At 63.5% G+C, this 20,042-nt stretch carries 13 protein-coding genes and 1 pseudogene; 2 read left to right on the forward strand and 12 right to left on the reverse strand.

All coding sequences use genetic code 11. The annotated features are described in order from the left end of the window. Nucleotides 1–78: 78 nt before the first annotated feature. From QXZ85_RS31025 to QXZ85_RS31035, 3 genes are all read right to left on the reverse strand, one after another. Complete coding sequence (locus QXZ85_RS31025) at nt 79–1,140, reverse strand: ABC transporter permease (protein ID WP_315703212.1); 1,062 nt, start codon at nt 1,138–1,140, stop codon at nt 79–81. After that, a complete protein-coding gene (locus QXZ85_RS31030; RefSeq protein WP_315703211.1) occupies nt 1,137–2,663 on the reverse strand; it encodes a sugar ABC transporter ATP-binding protein in 1,527 nt (508 codons plus the stop codon). The genes QXZ85_RS31025 and QXZ85_RS31030 overlap by 4 nt, the downstream gene beginning before the upstream one ends. Nucleotides 2,664–2,727: 64 nt before the next feature. Next, a complete protein-coding gene (locus QXZ85_RS31035) occupies nt 2,728–3,690 on the reverse strand; it encodes a sugar-binding protein (protein ID WP_315703210.1) in 963 nt (320 codons plus the stop codon). Between the two features lie 244 nt (nt 3,691–3,934). Between QXZ85_RS31035 and QXZ85_RS31040 the strand changes: the two genes are divergently transcribed. Together QXZ85_RS31040 and QXZ85_RS31045 are read left to right on the forward strand one after the other, a co-directional pair. After that, on the forward strand, nt 3,935–5,206 hold the full coding sequence (locus tag QXZ85_RS31040; RefSeq protein WP_316175467.1) for an ROK family protein: 1,272 nt from the start codon (nt 3,935–3,937) through the stop codon (nt 5,204–5,206). 78 nt (nt 5,207–5,284) lie between these two features. Further along, the gene (locus QXZ85_RS31045) at nt 5,285–6,043 is read left to right on the forward strand and encodes an SDR family oxidoreductase (RefSeq protein ID WP_315769420.1); all 759 of its coding nucleotides are present in this window, start codon (nt 5,285–5,287) and stop codon (nt 6,041–6,043) included. 55 nt (nt 6,044–6,098) lie between these two features. Here QXZ85_RS31045 and QXZ85_RS31050 read toward each other — a convergent pair whose 3' ends face one another. The 9 genes and pseudogenes from QXZ85_RS31050 to QXZ85_RS31090 form a co-directional block, all read right to left on the reverse strand. Beyond that, nucleotides 6,099–6,842, reverse strand: coding sequence for an ABC transporter ATP-binding protein (locus QXZ85_RS31050; RefSeq protein WP_315703207.1), 744 nt, complete (start codon nt 6,840–6,842; stop codon nt 6,099–6,101). Next, on the reverse strand, nt 6,839–7,723 hold the full coding sequence (locus QXZ85_RS31055) for an ABC transporter ATP-binding protein (protein ID WP_315744413.1): 885 nt from the start codon (nt 7,721–7,723) through the stop codon (nt 6,839–6,841). The genes QXZ85_RS31050 and QXZ85_RS31055 overlap by 4 nt, the downstream gene beginning before the upstream one ends. Then, on the reverse strand, nt 7,723–9,546 hold the full coding sequence (locus tag QXZ85_RS31060; protein ID WP_316175470.1) for an ABC transporter permease: 1,824 nt from the start codon (nt 9,544–9,546) through the stop codon (nt 7,723–7,725). The genes QXZ85_RS31055 and QXZ85_RS31060 overlap by 1 nt, the downstream gene beginning before the upstream one ends. A gap of 52 nt (nt 9,547–9,598) precedes the next feature. After that, nucleotides 9,599–10,756: an ABC transporter substrate-binding protein gene (locus QXZ85_RS31065; RefSeq protein WP_316175472.1), complete on the reverse strand. Its 1,158-nt coding sequence runs from the start codon at nt 10,754–10,756 to the stop codon at nt 9,599–9,601. A 65-nt stretch (nt 10,757–10,821) separates the two neighbouring features. Continuing rightward, complete coding sequence (locus QXZ85_RS31070; protein ID WP_316175476.1) at nt 10,822–11,859, reverse strand: putative FMN-dependent luciferase-like monooxygenase; 1,038 nt, start codon at nt 11,857–11,859, stop codon at nt 10,822–10,824. Between the two features lie 176 nt (nt 11,860–12,035). Next, entirely contained in the window at nt 12,036–12,797 is a 762-nt protein-coding gene (locus QXZ85_RS31075; protein WP_315704249.1) for a MetQ/NlpA family ABC transporter substrate-binding protein, read from the reverse strand. Between the two features lie 260 nt (nt 12,798–13,057). Continuing rightward, nucleotides 13,058–14,314 carry a 5-aminolevulinate synthase gene (hemA, locus tag QXZ85_RS31080; protein ID WP_410052835.1) on the reverse strand — a complete coding sequence of 419 codons (1,257 nt, stop codon included), beginning with the start codon at nt 14,312–14,314 and terminating at the stop codon, nt 13,058–13,060. Between the two features lie 28 nt (nt 14,315–14,342). Next, a complete protein-coding gene (locus QXZ85_RS31085) occupies nt 14,343–17,594 on the reverse strand; it encodes a tetratricopeptide repeat protein (protein WP_316175474.1) in 3,252 nt (1,083 codons plus the stop codon). A gap of 2 nt (nt 17,595–17,596) precedes the next feature. Continuing rightward, nucleotides 17,597–20,042, reverse strand: a pseudogene (locus QXZ85_RS31090) (hypothetical protein); the annotation flags it as partial.

Here is a 20,042-nt window from a genome sequence, read left to right on the forward strand (position 1 = left end):
GGCGGGCCGCAGACCGCATGTTCCATCTTTCTTGTGCTTGACCAAGGCAACTCCCGCCGCGTCAGCACGTGAGAGCCATTATGCCTGATCACCTGTTCTCGTCGGCAACGCAGCCGCGCCGCCGGGTGATGCGCTCTGCATCCCCTGCACAAGCGTCGATCTCGGTGTCGTGCGGGCCGGCCCGGCCAGCGCCATCTGGCGGCGCCGGCGCGCCTGCAATTGCTGGTCCGCCAGCACGCCGAGCAAGATCACCGTCCCCATCACGGCGAAGTTGAGGGAATTGGGGATGCCCAGGATATTCACGAGGTTCTGCAGCACCTGCAGCAGCGCCGTTCCCAGCACGATGCCCAGAATGGAGCCTTCACCGCCGCGCAGGCTGCACCCACCCAGAACGGCAGCTGCGATGGCGTAGAGTTCGTAGAAATTGCCGAACGAGCTCGGAGACACCGAGTTCGTATAGAACACGAACAGCACGGTTGAGACGCCCGCGAGCCCGCCGCTGATGATATAGGCCGTCGCGATCACGAGGTCCGTGTTGATACCGGAGAAGCGCGCCGCTTCCTCGTTCTTGCCCACCGCATAGAGCCAGCGCCCGTAGACCGAGCGGTGCAGCAGCACGCCCAGGATCAGCGCAAGGATGATCAGGAAGATGAAGGTGTTCGGAATGCCGGCGATACTACCGGACGCGATGTCGCTCAATGTCTTGGCTTCATCACCGTAGCCGAACCCCCGCGTCGAATCGCTGGTATAGTAGCGGGCGGCGCCGCGATAGATCAGCAACCCGCACAGCGTGACGATGAAGGGCTGCATTTTCAGCCGCGTGATCAGGAAACCCTGGATCGCGCCGAGAGCCAGCCCGCCCGCCAGGACAAGCAGCAGCGCGAGCGGCCAATAGATCTCATAAGTCGTGAGAAGGTCGATGAAGACCACGCCAAGCAGCGCGAACATCGAGCCAAGCGAGAGATCGATGCCTCCCGTGATGATCACGAGCCCCTCGCCCAGCGCGAACACACCGAACAGGCCGATCAGATTGGCCATGTTCAGCAAGTTCACCAGCGACAGAAAGGCCGGATTGATGGCGCCCGTGATCGCGGAAATCACGACCAGGAGCAGGAGCAGGCCGAGTTCCTTCTTCATCATGGCGCAGCGGCTTCCACGGTTTCCAGCGCTTGGCCGATCGCCAGCCGCAGCACGTTGTATTCGCTGAGCTGCTCGCGCGGCAGCACGCCGCTGACACAGCCCTCATGCATGACCGCCACCCGATCGGAGACGCCGATCACCTCCTCCATATCCGAGGAGATCATCACGATCGCGACGCCCTGATCGGCGAGATGGCGCATCAGCAGGTAGATCTCGCTCTTGGCACCGACATCGATGCCACGGGTCGGTTCGTCGAAGAACATTACCCGTGGCTGCATCGAAAGCCACTTGCCCAGCACCACTTTCTGCTGGTTACCGCCGGAGAGCGTCACGGCCTCCATATCGGCGCTCGGCGCCTTGATGGACAGACGTCTCATCTGTTCCTTGGCGACCTTGCGTTCGGCTGTGCCGCTCACCAGCCACATCCGCGCATAGTTCAAAAGGTTCGCGAGCGTCACGTTCTCCCGGATCGGCAGATCCAGCACGAGCCCGGATTTCTTGCGGTCCTCCGGGACCAGATAGATCCCTTGCCTGATCGCATCGCGCGGGGAAGCGACACCGACCGGCTCGTTGTCGATCCTGATCTCCCCGCCAAGCAGCGGGTCGATGCCGAAGGCCGCGCGGGCCAGCGAGGTGCGGCCCGCACCTACCAGCCCTGCCAGGCCGAGGATCTCGCCACGGCGCACGGAAAGATTGATCTGCCGGTCGGGAAACGCTGATGTGACGAGGCCGACGATATCGCAGCCGCCCGGCTGCGGCGGCCGTCCCGGCGGCGTATATAGCGCCTTCAGGTCGCGACCGATCATCAGCCGGATCATCGCGGCATGGCTGAGTTCGTGCCGCGCCAGTTCGCCGACCGTGCGCCCGTCGCGCAGCACCACGACGCGGTCCGCGCAAGTCGTGATCTCGCCAAGCCGGTGGGAGATATAGATCACTGAAATGCCATGCCCCTTCAGGTCGGCAATCACCTCCAGCAACCGTTCGGTCTCGGAGATCGTCAGGCTGGAGGTCGGCTCGTCCATGATGATGACGCGGGCGTCGATCGAAAGCGCCTTGGCGATCTCCACCATCTGGCGCTGCGCGATCGACAGGTTGTCGACCGGCGTATCCGGCATGAAATCGGCGCCCAACCGCTCCAGCAGCGGCGTCACCCGGGCACGCATCTTCGTGTTGTCCACCAGCTTCAACGGACCGCCGATCAGCGTCTCGCGCCCGATGAATACGTTGGCCGCGACATCGAGATTCTCGAACAGGTTCAGTTCCTGGTGGACGAAGGCGATGCCGGCCCGCGTCGCCTCGCTCACCGTCATGCGCGCATGATCGTTGCCGCCGATGCGGATCACGCCTGCGCTTGGCGCGATCACGCCCGCCAGCACGCGCATCAAGGTCGATTTGCCGGCACCGTTCTCGCCGATCAGTCCCAGCACCTCGCCGCGCTCGACGCGCAGGTTGACATCGTCGAGGGCCCTGACACCGGGATAGGTCTTGCTGATCCCGGCAAGTTCCAGCAACGTCTCCGCCATTCGGCGTTTCCTCCCGCACAACGCCCGGCGGCGGTGGCCGCCAGGCGGTAAAGCACCGCTGTTGTTACTTCTTCAGCAGCTCTTTCATCGATGCGGTGAACTGCGCGACGTTGGTCTTGTCGATCACCTTGGTCGGCACGATCAGCTTGCTGTCCTTCGGGATCCAGGACTTGTCGCCATTCAGCGTCTTGATGATGTTGGTGGCGGAGAGATAGCCGAACTCGTAGGGTTGCTGCACGACGGTGGATTCGATGGTGCCGTCCGAGATGCCCCGCAGCGTGCGCTGGTCCTCGTCGAAGCCGACGATCTTCACCTTGCCGGCTTTGCCGGCCGCCTTCACCGCGTCATAGATCAGCGGCGTCTCGTAGCTCCACAGACCCGACAACAGCGCAATGTCGGGATATTTGACGAGCACGTTCTCCATATTCGCCTTGGCCTTGGCGAAATCCACCTGGTCGGTGAACACGTCGACCAGTTCGACCTTAGTGCCGGCGATCGCGTCCTTGATCCCCTGCACCCGCTCGCGAGCATTGTCAGCGTCCATCGTTCCGACAAACAGCGCGATCTTGCCGCCGTTCGGCAGCGCCTTCTTGATCTCCTCGCCGGCCTGCCGCCCGGCCGCGACATTGTCGGTGCCGATATAGGCAAGACGATTGCTCTGCGGCGCGTCGCTGTCGGTCGTGATCAACACGGTCTTGGCGGCGACCTTGTTGAGTTCTTCCGTTGCATGTGGGGCATCGTCGACGGAGATGGAGATGCCGGCGACGCCGCGCACCAGCAAGTCATCCAGTTCCCGCCGCTGGCCCGCCGCGGTCCCTTCGTTGGTGACGATCAACTCGATATTGTAATCCGGGTGTTCTTTCTGCGCCTTCTCAAGCCCGCGACCGGCGATGGTCCAGAAATCGGCCGCGACGTTGGTCACCAGCGCGATGGTCTTTTTCTGCTGAGCCTGCGCCGTCCCGATGGCCGTCACGAGCACAGCTGCGCTCGCCAGCAGTGGCACGATCAGCTTCATTGAGCCCTTCATGTGCACCTCTCCCTTATGTCACCCCCGTTATGAGGGGATTCATGCGCGGCGCTTCTTGCGCCTTATTTTATTTACGCTTCGAATAAATTATGGAGAAGAATACCTCAGGTCAAGGATGTTCTTGCTCCTTCGCTCCCGCAAAAATAGCGCATGAGGCACAATCAGGCAGACTTTCGCTGCGTCACTTCTTCACGGCCGCACCGCACACGTTGATTAACTTCACCTATCGAATTAAAACACCGGCATGGATGACGAACCCGAACCGACGAGACGTGCTGCGAGTGTGACCCGCGGATCAAATCGCGGCCGCCTCGTCGAGGTCTTGCGGCGCCAAGGGCCGTTGCCGCGCGTGGAGCTCGCACGGAGTACGGGGCTGAGCTTCCCGGCCATTTCGGCGATCACGTCGAAACTGATGTCGGAAGAACTGCTGTGCGAGGCCGAGACCGAAGCCGGGGCAGCGACATCGTGGCCCGACGATACCGATGAAGAGGATGCTGACGGGCTGAATGGCCGTCGCCGTGGCCGGCCGGCGGTGCTGCTGACCATGAATCCGGAGTTCGGCCGCATCATTGCGGTTTCGCTGCGCATGAACCTGATCGAGACGCTGATCGCAGACTTCAGTGGCTCCGGTCTGGCGCAATCGCGACTGACGCTGGCGACGCGCGCTCTCGATGCAGCTGCGTTGTGCGATCTCGTAATCACGCAGATCGACGCGATGCTTGACGCGACCGCGACGCCGCGCCACCGGCTGCTCGGAATCGGAATTGCGCTGCAGGGCATCGTCAATGCCGACGCCGGCCGGCATCTGTGGAGTCCCGCGTTGTCGGTCACCGATGTCGATCTGGCGAAGCCGCTGCGTCAGGCGTTCGGGGTCGAGGTCGTGATGGCGAACGATGCGGTCGCAGTCGCGCTGGCGCTGGCAGCCGCCGAACCGGCACTGGCAGAGGGCCTGTCGGCCACGATCATGGTCGGCCACGGCGTCGGGATGGGCGTCGTCGTCGACGGCGAAGCGCGCTGGGGCGCCGGCAGCGAGATCGGCCACATCAAATTGGCGCCGAACGGTCCGCAATGCCGCTGCGGCCAGCGCGGCTGCGTCGAGGCCTACCTCGCCGACTATGCGCTCTATCGCGATGCCCGCACCTTTCTCGACCTGCCGCCTGCGGCATCGCAGCAGCCGTCGGAGGCGCAGATGGACTTGCTTCGCCAGCGAGCACTGGGCGGCGATCCCCGCTTCGAGCAGTTGTTCCAGCAGGCAGGCCACGCGCTTGCGGAGGCCGTTGCCGCAACGATTTCAGTGCTGCGCCCCAACCATGTCATCCTGGCCGGCCCCGGCCTGCAGGGATTTGACATGATGCGCCACGCTTATGAGGAGCGGCTCGCGCAGGCGGTGTTGCCGTGGCTGCTCAAGTCCACGGCGATCTATGTGCGTCCCTGCGAGTCGGCGGCGATCGTCGATGGCATGGTGCGGCGGACCTTGCGTGTGGTGGACCGGACCCGCATGGAAAGCAGCGAGTGAACACCGGAAGCTGCGGCCCTTGTTCGAGCTGCAGCCGTGCAACCGACGCCCTTCAGGCGCCACATCGAGAGGACGCCAATGCAGGGCGCTATCTATCCAAGTCTCAAGGACCGGACCGTACTGGTGACCGGCGGCGGTTCCGGCATCGGCGAGGCCATCGTTCGGCAATTCGTCGGCCAAGGCTCGCGGGTCGGCTTCATCGACATCGATGTGAAAGCCTCAAATCAGCTGCTGGCCGACCTGCCAGCCGATGCCAAGGTGCATTTCGAGCCCGCCGACCTGCGCGATATCGCCGCCCTGCGGCGCGCGGTCGCCGGCGTCCGCGAGGCGCTGGGGCCGATCACCATCCTGGTCAACAACGCGGCTCGCGACGACCGTCACACCATCGAGGAGGTCACGCCCGAATATTGGGACGAGCGGATCGCAGTGAATCTCAAACACCAGTTCTTTGCCGCCCAGGCGATCGCGCCGGACATGACCCAGGCAGGCGGCGGCTCGATCGTCAACATCGGCTCGGTGAGCTGGGTGATCGGCCAAGGCAACATGCCCTGCTACACCACCGCCAAATCAGCGATTCAGGGCCTGACCCGTGCGCTCGCCCGCGACCTCGGGCCGAACAACGTGCGCGTCAATTCCATCCTGCCCGGATGGATCATGACCCAGCGGCAGCAGGATCTCTGGTTAACACCTGAGGGTGAGGCCGAAATCATGCAGCGCCAATGCCTCAAGCGCAAGCTCGTGCCGGATGACATCGCCCGCGTCGTCCTCTTCTTTGCTGCGGACGACAGCGGCGCCTGCACCAACCAGAACTACATCGTCGACGGCGGCTGGGTTTGACCCACCTGGCCGACCGGGGTGGCAGGTGCGCTCGCCCGCAGGTCGCCGCTCCCTCTCATTCAGAGGTGGCACCGCCGAGATAAGCGTCGCGCACGCGCGGGTCTTGCCTGAGCTCGCGCGCCGGACCGGACAGGACGATCCTGCCGGTTTGCAGAACATAGGCCTCATGGGCGATTTCGAGAGCAAGGCTTGCGTTCTGCTCGACCATGAAGATCGAGACGCCCTCCTGGTTGATCGTCCGGATCAGCTCCAGCACACGATCGACATAGAGCGGTGACAGCCCCATGGTGGGCTCGTCCATGACGATCAATCGGGGGCGGCTCATCAGCGCACGGGCCATGGCGACCATCTGCTGCTCGCCACCGGACAGCGAGCCGGCCCGTTGCGACAGCCGCTCTCCGAGCTTTGGAAATAGCGTCAGCATGCGATCCAGGTCACGCCCGACCTCCGCACCGTCCGTGCGCACGAATGCGCCCATCAGGATGTTCTCGCGAACACTCATGTCCGCGAACAGCCGGCGCGCCTCCGGCACGGACGCGATACCGCGGCGCACGATCTGCGGCGTCGTCAAACCGAGCATCGAGGTTCCGTCGAACTCAAACTCGCCCGAGCGCGGCCGCACCAGGCCGAGAATGATCTTCATCGTGGTCGACTTCCCGCTGGCATTGCCGCCAAGCAGGCACACGATATGACTGCGCGGCACCTCGATCGAGAGGTCGAAATGCACCTGCGCCTGGCCATAGAAGGTATTGATCGCAGACAGTCGCAGCAGCGGATCGGAGCAGGATGGTGGGTTCATGCCACCGTCTCTTCGTCGTCCGCGGGTTGCGACAGGCCATGACCGAGATATGCCTCGATCACCTTGGGATCGTTACGCACCTCCTCGCCGGTCCCCTCGGCGATCTTCTTGCCCTCGTCCATGACGACGACACGGTCGGACAGGCGCATCACCATGTCGAGCTTGTGCTCGATCAGAAGGATCGTCAGACCCTCCGCCTTCAGTTCGGCGATCAGCTCCTGCATCTCGCTGGTCTCGGTCGGGTTCATCCCCGCGGTCGGCTCGTCGAGCAGCAGCAGCCGCGGCCGGAGCGCGAGCGCACGTGCGATCTCGACCCGCCGGCGATTGGCGTAGGACAGGCTGTAAGCTGGCTGGTCGATCCGTGGCAGGAGACGCTCGCCGAACCGGGCAAGAATCCCCCTCACCTCCTCGCGCAGCCGCTCCTCCTCAAGCTTCACGCTGCCCGGCCGCAGCAGCGCCAAGCCGAGCTCGAGCAACGGCGCGGCCAGGATCGCCGGCGGCCTGACGGCGCGGAGCCGCGTATGGGCACCGATCAGGACATTGTCCATCACGCTGAGATTGCCGAAGACGCGCCCCAGTTGGAATGTGCGCGCCATGCCGCCGGCGGCCAGCCTCTCGGGCGACAGACCTGTGATGTCCCGGCCATCGAAAAACACCTGACCTGCGCCGGGCGCATCCAGCCCGGTGACGAGATTGAACAAGGTCGTCTTGCCGGCACCGTTCGGGCCGATGATGCTCACGAGTTCGCCCTCGGCGAGATCGAGGTCGATGCCGTCCACCGCCGTGAGTCCGCCAAAGCGCCGGGTCAGCCCGCGCAAGGAAAGCAGGGTTGACGGGCCACCGCCGGTCGCGTTCGTCTGCGCTGCGCTGGGTGCGGCCATCAGATCGTCCCCAGCAGGCCCTGCGGCCTGAATCGCACCAGCAGCAACAGGACGATGCCGTAGATCAGGATGCGGTACTCGGCTGCGACGCGGAACACTTCGGGCAGACCAACCAGCGCTACCGATCCGACGATAGCGCCCACCACGTTGCCCAATCCTCCCAGGATCACGATAGTGAGCGCCAGGATGGATTGCTGCGTGTTGAAGGTCTCGTGATTGATATAGGAGTACAGGTGGGCAGCGATGCCTCCGCTCACGCCGGCAGCGAATCCGCCGTAAATGAATGCCAGCGATTTGTAACGGTTCAATCCCAGGCCGTAGCTGCGCGCGGCCACGTCGTCGTCGCGGATGGCACGGAAGCTGCGACCGAGATGCGACGCAAGCAGCCTCGTCTGCAGCAGCGCCAGCAGAACCATGACGGCGAAGCTGAACCAGTAGACTGCTGCAGGGCTGACCAGCTCGTAGCCAAACAGCGACAGTGGCGGAATGCCCGAAATGCCGATCGGTCCGCGCGTGACCGATTCCCAGTTCAAGATGACCAAGGATACGATCTCGCCGATCGCCAATGTTGCAATCGAGACGTAGTGACCGCGCAATCGGAAAGATGGCGAGATAAGAGCCGTGCCGAGCCCAGCACTCATCAGTCCGCCGCAGATGATCGCAATTCCGACCGGCACGGAAAGCTCGAGCGAAAGCAGCGCCGACGTGTAGGCACCGATTGCAAGCAGCGCGGCATGGCCCAGGGAAACCTGCCCCACCGTGCCGGCGACAAGCGTCAGGCTGAGCGCCAGCATGGCGAACAGCCAGGCATTGGTGAGAACCTGAAGCACGTAGGACGAGAGTGGCAGCAGCGGCAGCGATGCGAACACCACGACCGCGATCGCCAAGCTCCAGCGCGGAATCCGGAGCGGACGGCTGGGTGCAACGAAAGTGCCGGTCAGCGGCTCCGGAGGGGTTTGCTTGGAGCTCGCGAACAGGCCGTTCGGCCGCAGCACGAGGACCAGGATCAGCAGTAGAAACGCGAAGAGATTGCGATAACTGGTGCCGAACAGCGCGACACCGTAGCTTTCGACCAGCCCAAGCAGGAGACCGCCGACGACCGCGCCGGGCACATTGCCCGCCCCGCCGGCCACCTCCGCGACGACGCCCTTGAGCGTCGCCTGAAGGCTCATCGCTGTATCGATCTGGTTGTAATACATGCCGACCAGCATGCCGGAGAGCCCGCCAAGCGCGGCAGCTATCCCGAACACGGTCTGATTGACCCGGTTGACGTCAACCCCCATCTGCATGGCAGCCTCGCGGTCCTGCGCTGTGGCTCGCACGGCCCAGCCGAGTTTGCTGTAGCGTAGGAAAACGAAGAGCAGAGCAGCGCTGGTGATGCCAATGCCGGCGATCAAGATGTCGAGCGGACCGATCGTTCCGTTGCCGATCTGGTAACGGATATCCGGCAGCTGGCTCGGCAGCGCTCGCGGATTGGGCGAGAAGGTGAGCATGACGAGCTGATCGAGCACGAAGCTGATGCCGATCGTAGCCAGGAGCGGTGCGATACGTGCCGAATTTTGCAGCGGGCGCAACCCGAAGCGCTCGATGATCAATCCGACCAGCGCGGAGGCTGCCACGACCAGAAAGATGGTCAGGAGCAGCGGCGTGTGCAGCCCGACCACCGCGACCCAGCCGATATAGGCGCCGACAAGGTAGATCGAGCCTTGCGCGAAATTGATCAAGCGGCTGACGCCGAAGATCAGGGCAAGCCCGACCGCGATGAGTGCATAGACGTTGCCGACGATCAGCCCATTGATCGTGTAGTCGAGCCAGGAAGACACGCGTGATTCCTAATCAAAAGCGCCGGCGCCTATTGAAGCCGGCCAGTGAACATCAGCTCGGCTTGCCATCCCACAGCGTGAATTGACCTTTCTTGACGACGAGTTCTGCATTCATGGCGCCTTTGACGCGGCGGGTCTGGATATCGAAGGTCGCCGGTCCGAAGATGACCGTGGAGACGTCGTGGACCTTGGCGAAGGCATCGCGAATGGCGCGGCGATCGGTCCCGCCAATTCTCAGCACGGCCGCCGCCACATTCATCGCATCGTAGGAATAGGCGTTGAACGCATCGGGTTCCTGGCCGTTGTATTTTGCCTTGAAGCCCGAGATGAACTTGCGCACCTCCGGCCGCGGGTCCTCTGGAAAATACCTGGTGCCGAGATGAACGTTCTCGACCGCCTCTCCACCGAGCTCCAAAAATTTCGGCGAGTAGACCGAACTCGCAGCGCAGATCGTCTGCTTCAGGCCGAGCTGTCGCGCTTGACGTGCGATCAGCGCGCCATCCGAATAATACGAGATCAGGATGAGACCATCCGGATTGGCATCGCGAACGCGCACCAGCGTCGACCGGAAATCGCGCTCGTCGGAAATATAGCCTTCCGTGATGGCCACCTCGGCGCCAAGCTCCTTGGCGGCGCTGGCGAAATAGTCGCGGCTGGTACGCCCCCAATCGGTGTTCAGGTGCAGAATGGCGAGCTTCTTGAGCCCAAGCTTGCTCACCGCGTAGCGCGCCAGCAGCGGCTGCTCGTCCGCCTGGCTCACCGAGGTGCTCCACATGAAGTCGCCGCCCTTGGTGAAATCCGGATGGGAGTTCGTGAAGCCGAACTGGACCAGGCCTCCGCGCTGGTAGATCGGCGAGGCCGCCATCGATGCCGGACTGGAGAAATCGCCGAGCTCCATCACGATACTCGGGTCCGACACAAACTTCTGGGCGATGGCGACGGACTGGCGCGGATCGCTCTGGCTATCCTCGAACCTGTAAGCGAGCTTGCGCCCATTGATGCCACCGGCCGCCTGGATCTCATCCAGTGCGAGGTCGAAACCCTGCTTCCATTGCGCGCCATATTGCGCATTCGGCCCGGTCAGCGGTCCGCTCACCCCGAGCATGATCGGCTCGGACGACTGCCCCAGGGCATTGCGGGCCCCGGCTGCGGCCATCACGGCCACTGCGAGCGATCCCTTGACCACGGTCCGACGGTTCATCTTGCTCATGTGCGGCTCCATTCATTCTTCATTCTGCTCTGGAACGCTGGTCCCGTTCGCTGGTCTCGTGCCCATCAGTTCGCCACTGGCGCTTCGGCTTCAGCCTCTCTCGTCCAACCCAAGGCCGGCGCCACCACGCTCGCCATCAGATCGATGGATCGCAGAATGAACGGATGAGGCGGGTCGATGGAATGCGCTTGAAACACCAGATCGGTCACCCGCTGCAGGGTGCTGTCGGCACGAAGTGAATCGATCACGTCGTCGGCCGTGCCGACATGGACATCGAACGCGGTGATCATCTCGCTCAGCGTATCTCCGGGCGGGGCGTGGCCACCGGCGATGAAGTGCTCCCGGGCACGCCGCAGGCCGATATCGGCCAAGCGCAGCGCCTCCTTGCGACCGTCCGCGACAAACACGCTGCGCGAGGCCATGATCCTTGGCTGCCGCCCCCGCGGCAGGGCCTCGAGATAGGCATCGATGATCGGGTCCTGAATCTCGGCCAGCGAGGCACGTGGCGCGTCCTTGGATCGGGGCTGCGTCCTCGACAACAACAAGCCGTCACCCGTCCTGCCTGCTCTCGCGCCACCGCTCACCGAAAACGTCGCCTGCCAGATCCGATCGCAAAGCTGCGGTCCTGGCGGATAGATCATGTCGCCGCCGGGGAGCGTCATCCCGCCGAGTGCGTTGCGGACAATGTCGAGATTGCGGGCAAAGATCTCCGCGCGCTGCGCACTGTCGAGCCCGAACGAGGCAAAGGCGGATGGATTTCCGCCGGTCCCGACGCCAAGCTCGAGCCGCCCGCCGGAGAGCAAGTCAAGAACGGCCGCATCCTCCGCCACGCGCACCGGATGCTCCAAAGGGAGCGTGACGATGCCCGTCCCCAAGCGGATGCGCGAGGTTCGCGCGGCGACGAATCCTAGAAAGGCGAACGGAGACGGAAGCCCACCCTCGCCTTCATGGAAATGGTGTTGCGCAATCCACGCTGAATCGAGACCTGCCTTTTCCGCGTGCAGTATCTGCTCGGTTGCCAGTCGGTAGCGCTCAGCCGGTGCCGCATCATCGAGCAGACGCGTGAAGAATCCCAATCTCTTAAGTTCTGCAAAACGGTTCATGAAGACCTTTAGCTTGAAACCCACCGGTCGGGCTTGTCCGGCTTCGCCACCGTCCGGCAAGTTTGCGCGCAGATCATCGTCCCGTCAAATCGACGCACGCAAGCACGAGGCACGCAGCCTCTGCCGGCTTCAAACTGTGCTTGCAGGGATAGCGTCAGGCAACCGGTTCGATCGGATCACCAACTCGGCAGTACTGCGCCCTTGAACTTCGTCAGAACGAATTCCTTGACCTCTGGCGCGTGGTAGCTGTCCACGAGAATCCTGACCCAGGGCTTGTCCTTGTCGGCGGCGCGGACGGCGATCAGATTGACGTAGGGGCCCTTGGGGTCCTCCCGCAGGATCGGGTCCTTCACCGGATCAAGTCCTGCCTGGGTCGCGTAGTTGGTGTTGATCGCAGCGGCGTCCACGTCGTCCAACGCGCGCGGCGATTGCGCTGCGTCCACTTCGATGAACTTCAGCTTCTTTGGATTGTCGGAAATGTCTAGGACTGTCGGCTTGAAGCCGACGCCATCCTTCAGCTTGATCGCACCCTTGTCGCGCAGCAGCAGCAACACCCGCCCGCCATTCGTCGGATCGTTGGGGATCGAAATCTTGCCGCCCTCCGGCACGTCCGCCCAGGTCTTGTACTTCTTGGAATAGACCCCGATCGGGAAATTGACGGTCAACCCGACCGACTCGATCTTGTAGCCGCGATCGGCCTTCTGGTTGTCGAGATAGGGCTGGTTCTGAAACGAGTTGGCCTGGATGTCGCCCGCATCAAGCGCGGCATTCGGCACGACATAATCCGAGAACTCGACCAGCTGGATATCGAGCCCACTCTTCGCGGCGATCGGCTTTACGGCTTCCAGGATCTGCGCATGGGGCCCCGGGGTCACGCCGACCTTGATGGTCTCGGCTGAAGCGCCCACCGACCAGGCCACGAGCAAGGTCGGGAGCATGAAAACGGAACGAAACGACACCTCAGCCTCTCCTGGAATTCAGAACTATGGCATGGTCATCTCCCGCGCCGCCCATGAAATCAATGAAATGGAAATCCAAATTTGTGCTTGTGGCGGGGTGCCGGTTCTATGCCGGCGCCCCAAAAGGAAATGGATCTACGCTCCCCGGCTGGCGCCGCGCCGCCAGCAGCGCAAGGAGCGATTTCGTCAGATTCCTCGGCGCAACGCCGATCGACGTCGCGCGGGAATCGGGTCGACGACTAAAGGCCTCGATCCTCGTACCTTCGTAGCTGAAGACGCGCCCAGACCTCGACCAGCGCCTCGGCGAGCGCATCGATCAGGCCGTCATCATGATAGGGCGACGGCGTGATGCGCAGCCGCTCCTGCCCGCGCGGCACGGTCGGATAGTTGATCGGCTGGATGTAGATGCCGTGCTCCGACAACAAGAGGTCGGAGGCCAGCTTGCACTTTTCGGGATCGCCGACATGAACCGGGACGATATGGGTGTCGCTCGGCATCACCGGCAGGCCCGCCGCATGCAGCACCGCCTTGAGCCGCGCGGCGCGATCCTGATGCCGCTGCCGTTCCCATTGCGAGGTCTTCAGGTGACGGATCGCGGCGGTGGCCGCCGCGCAGACCGGCGGCGGCAGCGCGGTGGTGAAGATGAAGCCCGGCGCATAGGAGCGCACCGCGTCGATCAGGTTCGCATTGGCCGCGATATAGCCGCCGAGACAGCCATAGGCCTTGGCCAGCGTGCCCTCCAGGATGTCGATCCGGTCCATGGCACCGTCGCGCTCGGCGATGCCGCCGCCGCGCGGGCCGTACATGCCGACCGCATGCACCTCGTCGACATAGGTCAGCGCGCCATAGCGCTCGGCGAGGTCGCAGATCCGGTGCAATGGCGCGACGTCGCCGTCCATCGAATACAGGCTTTCGCAGATGATCAGCTTGGGCCGATCCGGATCGGCGGCGCGCAAGAGCTGCTCCAGATGCGCCGTGTCGTTGTGCCGCCAGATCTGCTTCTCGGTGCCGGCCTTGCGGACGCCTTCGATCATGGAATTGTGGTTCAGCGAATCCGACAGCAGCAGGCAGTTCGGCAGCAGCTTGGCGATGGTGGAGATGCCGGTCTCGTTGGAGACATAGCCTGAGGTGAAGACCAGCGCGGCCTGCTTGCCGTGGAGATCGGCGAGCTCCCGCTCGAGCTCGATCAGCGGATGGTTGGTGCCGGCGATGTTGCGGGTGCCGCCGGCGCCGGTCCCCATCCGCGTCGCCGCATCGACCATGGCGCCGATGACCTTGGGATGCTGGCCCATGCCGAGATAATCGTTCGAGCACCAGATCACGACGTCGCGCTCGCCCTCCGGCGAATGCCAGATCGCATGGGGGAAACGGCCGGCCAGGCGTTCGAGATCGGCGAACACCCGGTAGCGGCGCTCCTGATGCAGCTGACCAAGGGCGCGATCGAAATAGGCGTCGTAATCAATACCGAGGCCGATCGCCCTTGCTTGATAGTTCATGACATAGACCTCCAGATCTGGACCAATATTAGTTGAATTTATAGGACCCCTGCACAAACACGCCGTAGCGCTCGGTCGTGTATCTCAGGAGCTGATTGAACGAGTCCACGGAATCCGTGCTGAGATGCCACCAGCGCCCGCCGATGCCGAGGCGAAAGCTGTCAGTCAGTTGATAGTTCAGCACCGTCTCGACTTGAAAGCCGCTGCCGCTGCCGGAGGCGGGATCGCGTCCAAAGGTGAAGTAGTGCGTATCGACCGCGTTCTGGCGGGTCCACGCATAGGCGACCTCGGCCTGCCAGCTCAACCGGTCCCACAGCCGCGTATCCACCGTAATGCCGGCGCGTCCCGTGTGCCAATGATCCTGCTCGGTCACGACTTTGACCGATGGCCCAAGCGCAGGCGCGCAGATCACCGGATTGGCGCCGACCTGGGTGCAGCCTCGCGCATCGACAGTCTCCGTCCAATAGTGATAGCCGACGAAGGCGCCGAGCCGAAATCGCTCCATCTCCAGGAGATTGAAGCCGACGTCGAGATTTGCGTACTGCAGCTGGCCGCTGGCGCTGCTCAAAGTCTTGGATGACGGATTGACGAAGGGCGCGAAGTCCTCGTCGACCAGGCTGCCTGAGCTGATCTTGCCTGCACCAACGTAGCCCTTCAGAAACATGTTCGTGAACGGACCATCGAGTGCGTCCACCCTGAAGAACATCTCGCCGGTGTGCCCGGTCAGCCCGCTGTAGGCCAGGCGCGATACCTGCGCGGTCCCGGTCTGATCGGCAAAATAGCGGTATCGGTTCTGCCCCGAACTGTACCAGTAGCGCAATCCGGCCTCGAGCGCATAGGACGCGAACGGCGATGACGACGACTTGACCGGCAAACCCGCCCCAGGGCTCTGGCCGGCGGCCATCGCCGCCGGGCGAGCCCATGCGCAGCTGACCATCGAAGCCTGACATTTGGTGACGCCATCCGCGCCGAAGTCACGCCTCAACGTCACGGTCGCGAACAGGTCCTTGGTCGTCGATTTGATATTGGCAAGCGTGCTGTCGACGTATCTGTAGCCGATCTCCGCCTCCGTACTGATCTCATTGGACCAGAGATAGGTCGCAAGGAACGATGGAAGGAACGTGTATTCCTTCAGGTCGGTCCGGGTCCCCGTCCTGTAGCCCAGCCGCACCCTTGGACTGACTGAGAGATTGGGTGTGATCGGATAGCGCGAATTGAGATCGAGCACATAGATCTTGGAATCCGCCAGGCTCGCATAGCGCACCGCCCCCATGAACAGGTCTCCGGGCGTGAAGATGTTGTTTCCGGTCAACTGTGCGGAGAGGTAATATTCCAGCCCGCTTGCCGGCGTGCCATCGACGCCGCCCGAGGGCAGCGTTCCCGTCAGATTCGTGACCGTCGCATCGGTGCTGACCTGCCACGTATCGTTCAACGGCTTGGAGTAGCTGATCATCGCCGACTCGAAGGTGGGCGTGCGGTCGATCGCAAACTGCTTGATCTCCGCCGCGGTGTTGAACTTCATCATGTCGTAAAGCGTCAGGAACGGCTGGCCCTGAAGTGCATTCCACGTCGACAGATACGGCACCTTGCGGTAGTCCACCGAGGCATTGAACACCGACTTGTCCTCCAGGGTATAGGTCCCTGAGAAGATCGCCGCATTCAGCTGTCGAAAATAGGTATCGTAATCGATCGTGCCGAGGATCGATTTGTTGCTGTCGAAGTAGCGAAATTCAGCTCCGACTGCCTGGCGGTCGATGACGTTCCGATCATATTGGGTGATCAGGTAGACGCTCGTCTCCAGGCCGCCCAGGATCTTGCCAAAATCGATGCTGGCGCCGTAGAGAGACTTGTTGTCCTTGAACGGCGCGTCGAACCGGCTCCAATTTGGCGAACCTGCCAGCACGTTGAAGCGGAACGCGGGGCTCTGCTGCCAGCTCACCACCGCGCCGTCGAACCGGCCAATCACGCCGCCCGTGTTGCGGGACTGGCGGCCGACACGGAGCGTCACGTCGGCTTCCTTGAGGGTGTAGTCGACCTGTGCGGTCGAGACGCCGTATTTGTCGGTGCTGGTGTCGAACTGCCGTTCATGGGTGAAGGCCAGCTTGAATTTGGTTCTGACGCGGTCATTGTCGGCCGTCCCGAACACGTCGATGTTGGTGAGCAGCGTGTTCTGGTGCACGCGGTGCGCGTCCGCATCGGCATTCGGATTGGGAGCGGTCGACAGATCCTTCACCGCATTCGTACTGTCATTGGTGATGAAGGTCGTAGAGGCGCTGCCTGACACCGACCAACGGGTTTCGCCCGTGGGCGTCCCGGCCTTGACCGGAAGCGTATCGGGCGAGCCCGCCGGCATGTCGCGGGGCCGCTCGGGCGCGCTGCTCGTCGCAGTCAGAATGGCCGCAAGACGTTGCCGGACGCGCTCGCTGCCCTCCCCGCTCTGGTAGCGCCGAAGGTAGTCTTCGTATTCGGCCTGTGCCGCAGCGGTCTGCCCGGACTTCTGGAATGCGACGCCGAGCAACTCCTGGGCTTCGGCGCTCGCGCTGTTCTCCGGATATTTCAAGACCCGCCGCAGGATGGCGATCGCGCTGCTGAAATTGCCTTTCCGGACCGCAGCCCGCGCTTCGTCCATCGACCCCTCGATCAGTCTGATGTCGGCTTCCGTAAGGCTTTGCTGAGGTCCCTCTTTACGCACCGAGGTCGGAGCGGTGGCAGAGCCCTTCTGCTTGGGGTTGCGGACGTCCGGAGCACCTGGGGCAGGAGCAGTTGGGAACAGCGCCCCCACCTTGCAGGCCGAGACGGGCCCCTTCCGTGCGATCACCACCGCGATCGTTTCGAAGCTTCCGGATTGCACGACTTGGTAGGCAACCGGGCCCGCAAACTGGGCGACCAGGACCGGGCCCTTGGCTTCATCCAGGGCGAGGTAGACATCCTGGATTCCCGACGACTGCGCCCTCTCGATCCTGATACCCTCGCGCCTGACCAGACGCCGCGCCAGAACCGCTTCGCGATCGACCAGCTGAAGGTTGATGCTCAGCTGGTCACCGCGATCCTGCGGAAAGTGTCCGGTATAGCGGACGCGGACATGGAAATTGATCCGCAGCAGGCTGCAATTGCCGATCGTCGTGACATCGGCGGAGGACACGAACTGGTCGATGACCGGCTGGGCGTTTACGCGCCGGACGCTCGAGCCGAACAGGCAGGCGCCGGCAACACACAGCACAAACGATAGCCGCACGGCGGCGCTCGCCGAACGGCCGGCGAGCGAGAGGAAGCTGCACATGCTCACCATCCGCCTCCGTTCACGCGATGCGCCTTCGGTCGCCGCGTCACGATCGTCGTCTGGGATTGATCGGCATAGAGGTGGCAGGCGCCGGTGCAATCCCGGAGCTCGGCAGCGGTGTAGTTCATCGGTACGGGCTTGAGATACTTTGCGTGCTGTTGCGGATGGAAGTCACCGGCGTGACAGGCGGCGCAGTCGGGCTTGTAGGCCGCGAACTTCCAGGGAACGACTTGTGAATTGCTGGCATGGCAGCCGACGCAGCTGATCGCAGCGCCATGGTTCGGGAAGCTGGCCGACATGTGCTGGTAGGTGACAGAGGTCCAGCTAACGCTTCGGTGACAGCTTTCGCAGGGTGCGTTGGTCACGAAATGCCGCGGGCTTTTTCCGCTTGCGGTCGTCCCGTTGTGACAGCTCGCGCACGGCGCGGACAAGGTCGCGTGATCCATTCGTGCGCCGCTGAACGAGACCGTCCCCTTGTGGCAAGTGTCGCAGGCTGCGTTGGTCACAATGTGCTTCTGCGGCTTGCCGGTCGCGGTCACCCCGTTGTGGCAGCTTGCGCATGGTGCGGTGGCTCCGGTGTGATTGAAACGAGCTCCGGCGAACGTTGCCGTGCTCTTGTGACAGGTATCGCAGGGCGCATTGGTCACGACGTGCTTCTGCGGCTTGCCGGTTGCGACCGCCCCGTTGTGACAGCTGGCGCATGGTGCGGTGACTCCGGTGTGATTGAAGCGCGCGCCGGCAAACGTGGCCGTGCTCTTGTGGCAGGTCTCGCAAGGCGCATTGGTCGCGACGTGCTTCTGCGGCTTGCCGGTTGCAGTCATACCGTTATGGCAGGAGCTACAAGCTCCCGTCGCACCGGCGTGATCGAAGCGCGCGCCGGCAAACGTGGCCGTGCTCTTGTGGCAGGTCTCGCACGGCGCGTTGGTCACGACGTGCTTCTGCGGCTTGCCCATCGCGATCGTGCCGTTGTGGCACGAGCTGCACGCCGCCGTCGTGCCGGTGTGGCTGAACCGCGCGCCGGCGAACGTTGTCGTGCTCTTATGGCAGGTCTCGCAGGGCGCATTGGTCACGACGTGCTTCTGCGGCTTGCCCATCGCGATCGTGCCGTTGTGGCAGGAACTGCACGCCCCCGTTGTACCGGCGTGATCGAAGCGCGCGCCTGCGAACGTTGCGGTGCTCTTGTGGCAGGTCTCGCAGGGCGCATTGGTCACGACGTGCTTCTGCGGCTTGCCCATCGCAATCGTGCCGTTGTGGCACGAGCTGCACGCCGCCGTCGTGCCGGTGTGGCTGAACCGCGCGCCGGCGAACGTGGCCGTGCTCTTGTGGCAAGTGTCGCAGGGCGCATTGGTCGCGATATGGTTCTGGGGCTTTCCGGTGGCGTCTCTTCCGTTGTGGCAGGAGGCGCATGGTCCCCTCGCCGTAAGATGATCGAACTTTCTCGCGCCAAGGCTCGGCGTCCCCAAACCAGTGAGGCCAGGCTTGAGTTGCTTGGTTGGATCCAGCGACGAGAGTCCGCCTGCGGAAGTCTCCGACTGGTCCGCTGCTGGCCGGCCGAACGCAGGCGACAGCCTTGTCCGCGGATCTGTCGAGGGGAGTTGTCCCAATCCCGGAGCAGCAGCCTGAGGATTGGCCGACTGCGGCGCCGTCGAGAAGGTCGGCAAGGCTCCGGCTTTCGGCGCCGCATCCGGCTTGGCCGCGCCACCCGCTCCGACGTTGTCGTTTGCCGGTGCCGATGCCATCGGATTCGCCGCATTCGCGACCGGCTTGTTGCTGAGCAGAATGCCCGCGTTCCCGCCTGGCGCCGCAGCCGTTGCGGCAGGCTTTGCCGCTGGCGTCGTCGCGGACGGCGCAGTCGCTGCTTGCGGCGCGTTCGCCGGAGCCGTGGTCATGGTCCGATTGGCAGTGGCCGCTGTCGCCGACTTGGCCGTCGGGTTCGCCGGGGTGAGCGACTTCGCCGTGGTCGAGCAGCCACCAGCCGATTCCCGCGGATCGTCATCCCAGGTCGAGAAGTTGGCCGCGGCGCCTTGATGACAGCAGCCGCAATCCTGCGCTTTGGCACTGTGGCCAGGTCCTTGCGCGCCCCTTCGCCCCTGGCTCCGATACGCCCCGTTGTGACAGCTGTCGCACCTGGTCGCATGAACAGCCGAATGGTTCATGGTGTAGGTGGCGAAGCTCGCCGCGGTGTTCGTGTGGCAGTTCGAGCACTGCACGCCCGTCACCGGGATGTGCGGCGGTGTCGTCATGCCCTTTGCCGTCGAGCCGTTGTGGCAGGACGAACAGTTGGTGTCGGCCGCGGTATGGGCGAACGCGGCGCCTGCCCAGCTGGTGTAGCCGCCGCTCGCTGCCTTGGTATGGCAGCTGACGCAGTCCCGGCCGCCGGTGGCGACGTGACCCGGATAGGACGCCGTCCCCATCGCGCCCTTGGTGCCCTGGCCGGTGTAGGAGCCG

The sequence above is a fragment of the Bradyrhizobium sp. SZCCHNGR1005 genome (assembly GCF_032489995.1).
Taxonomy (GTDB): Bacteria; Pseudomonadota; Alphaproteobacteria; order Rhizobiales; family Xanthobacteraceae; genus Bradyrhizobium.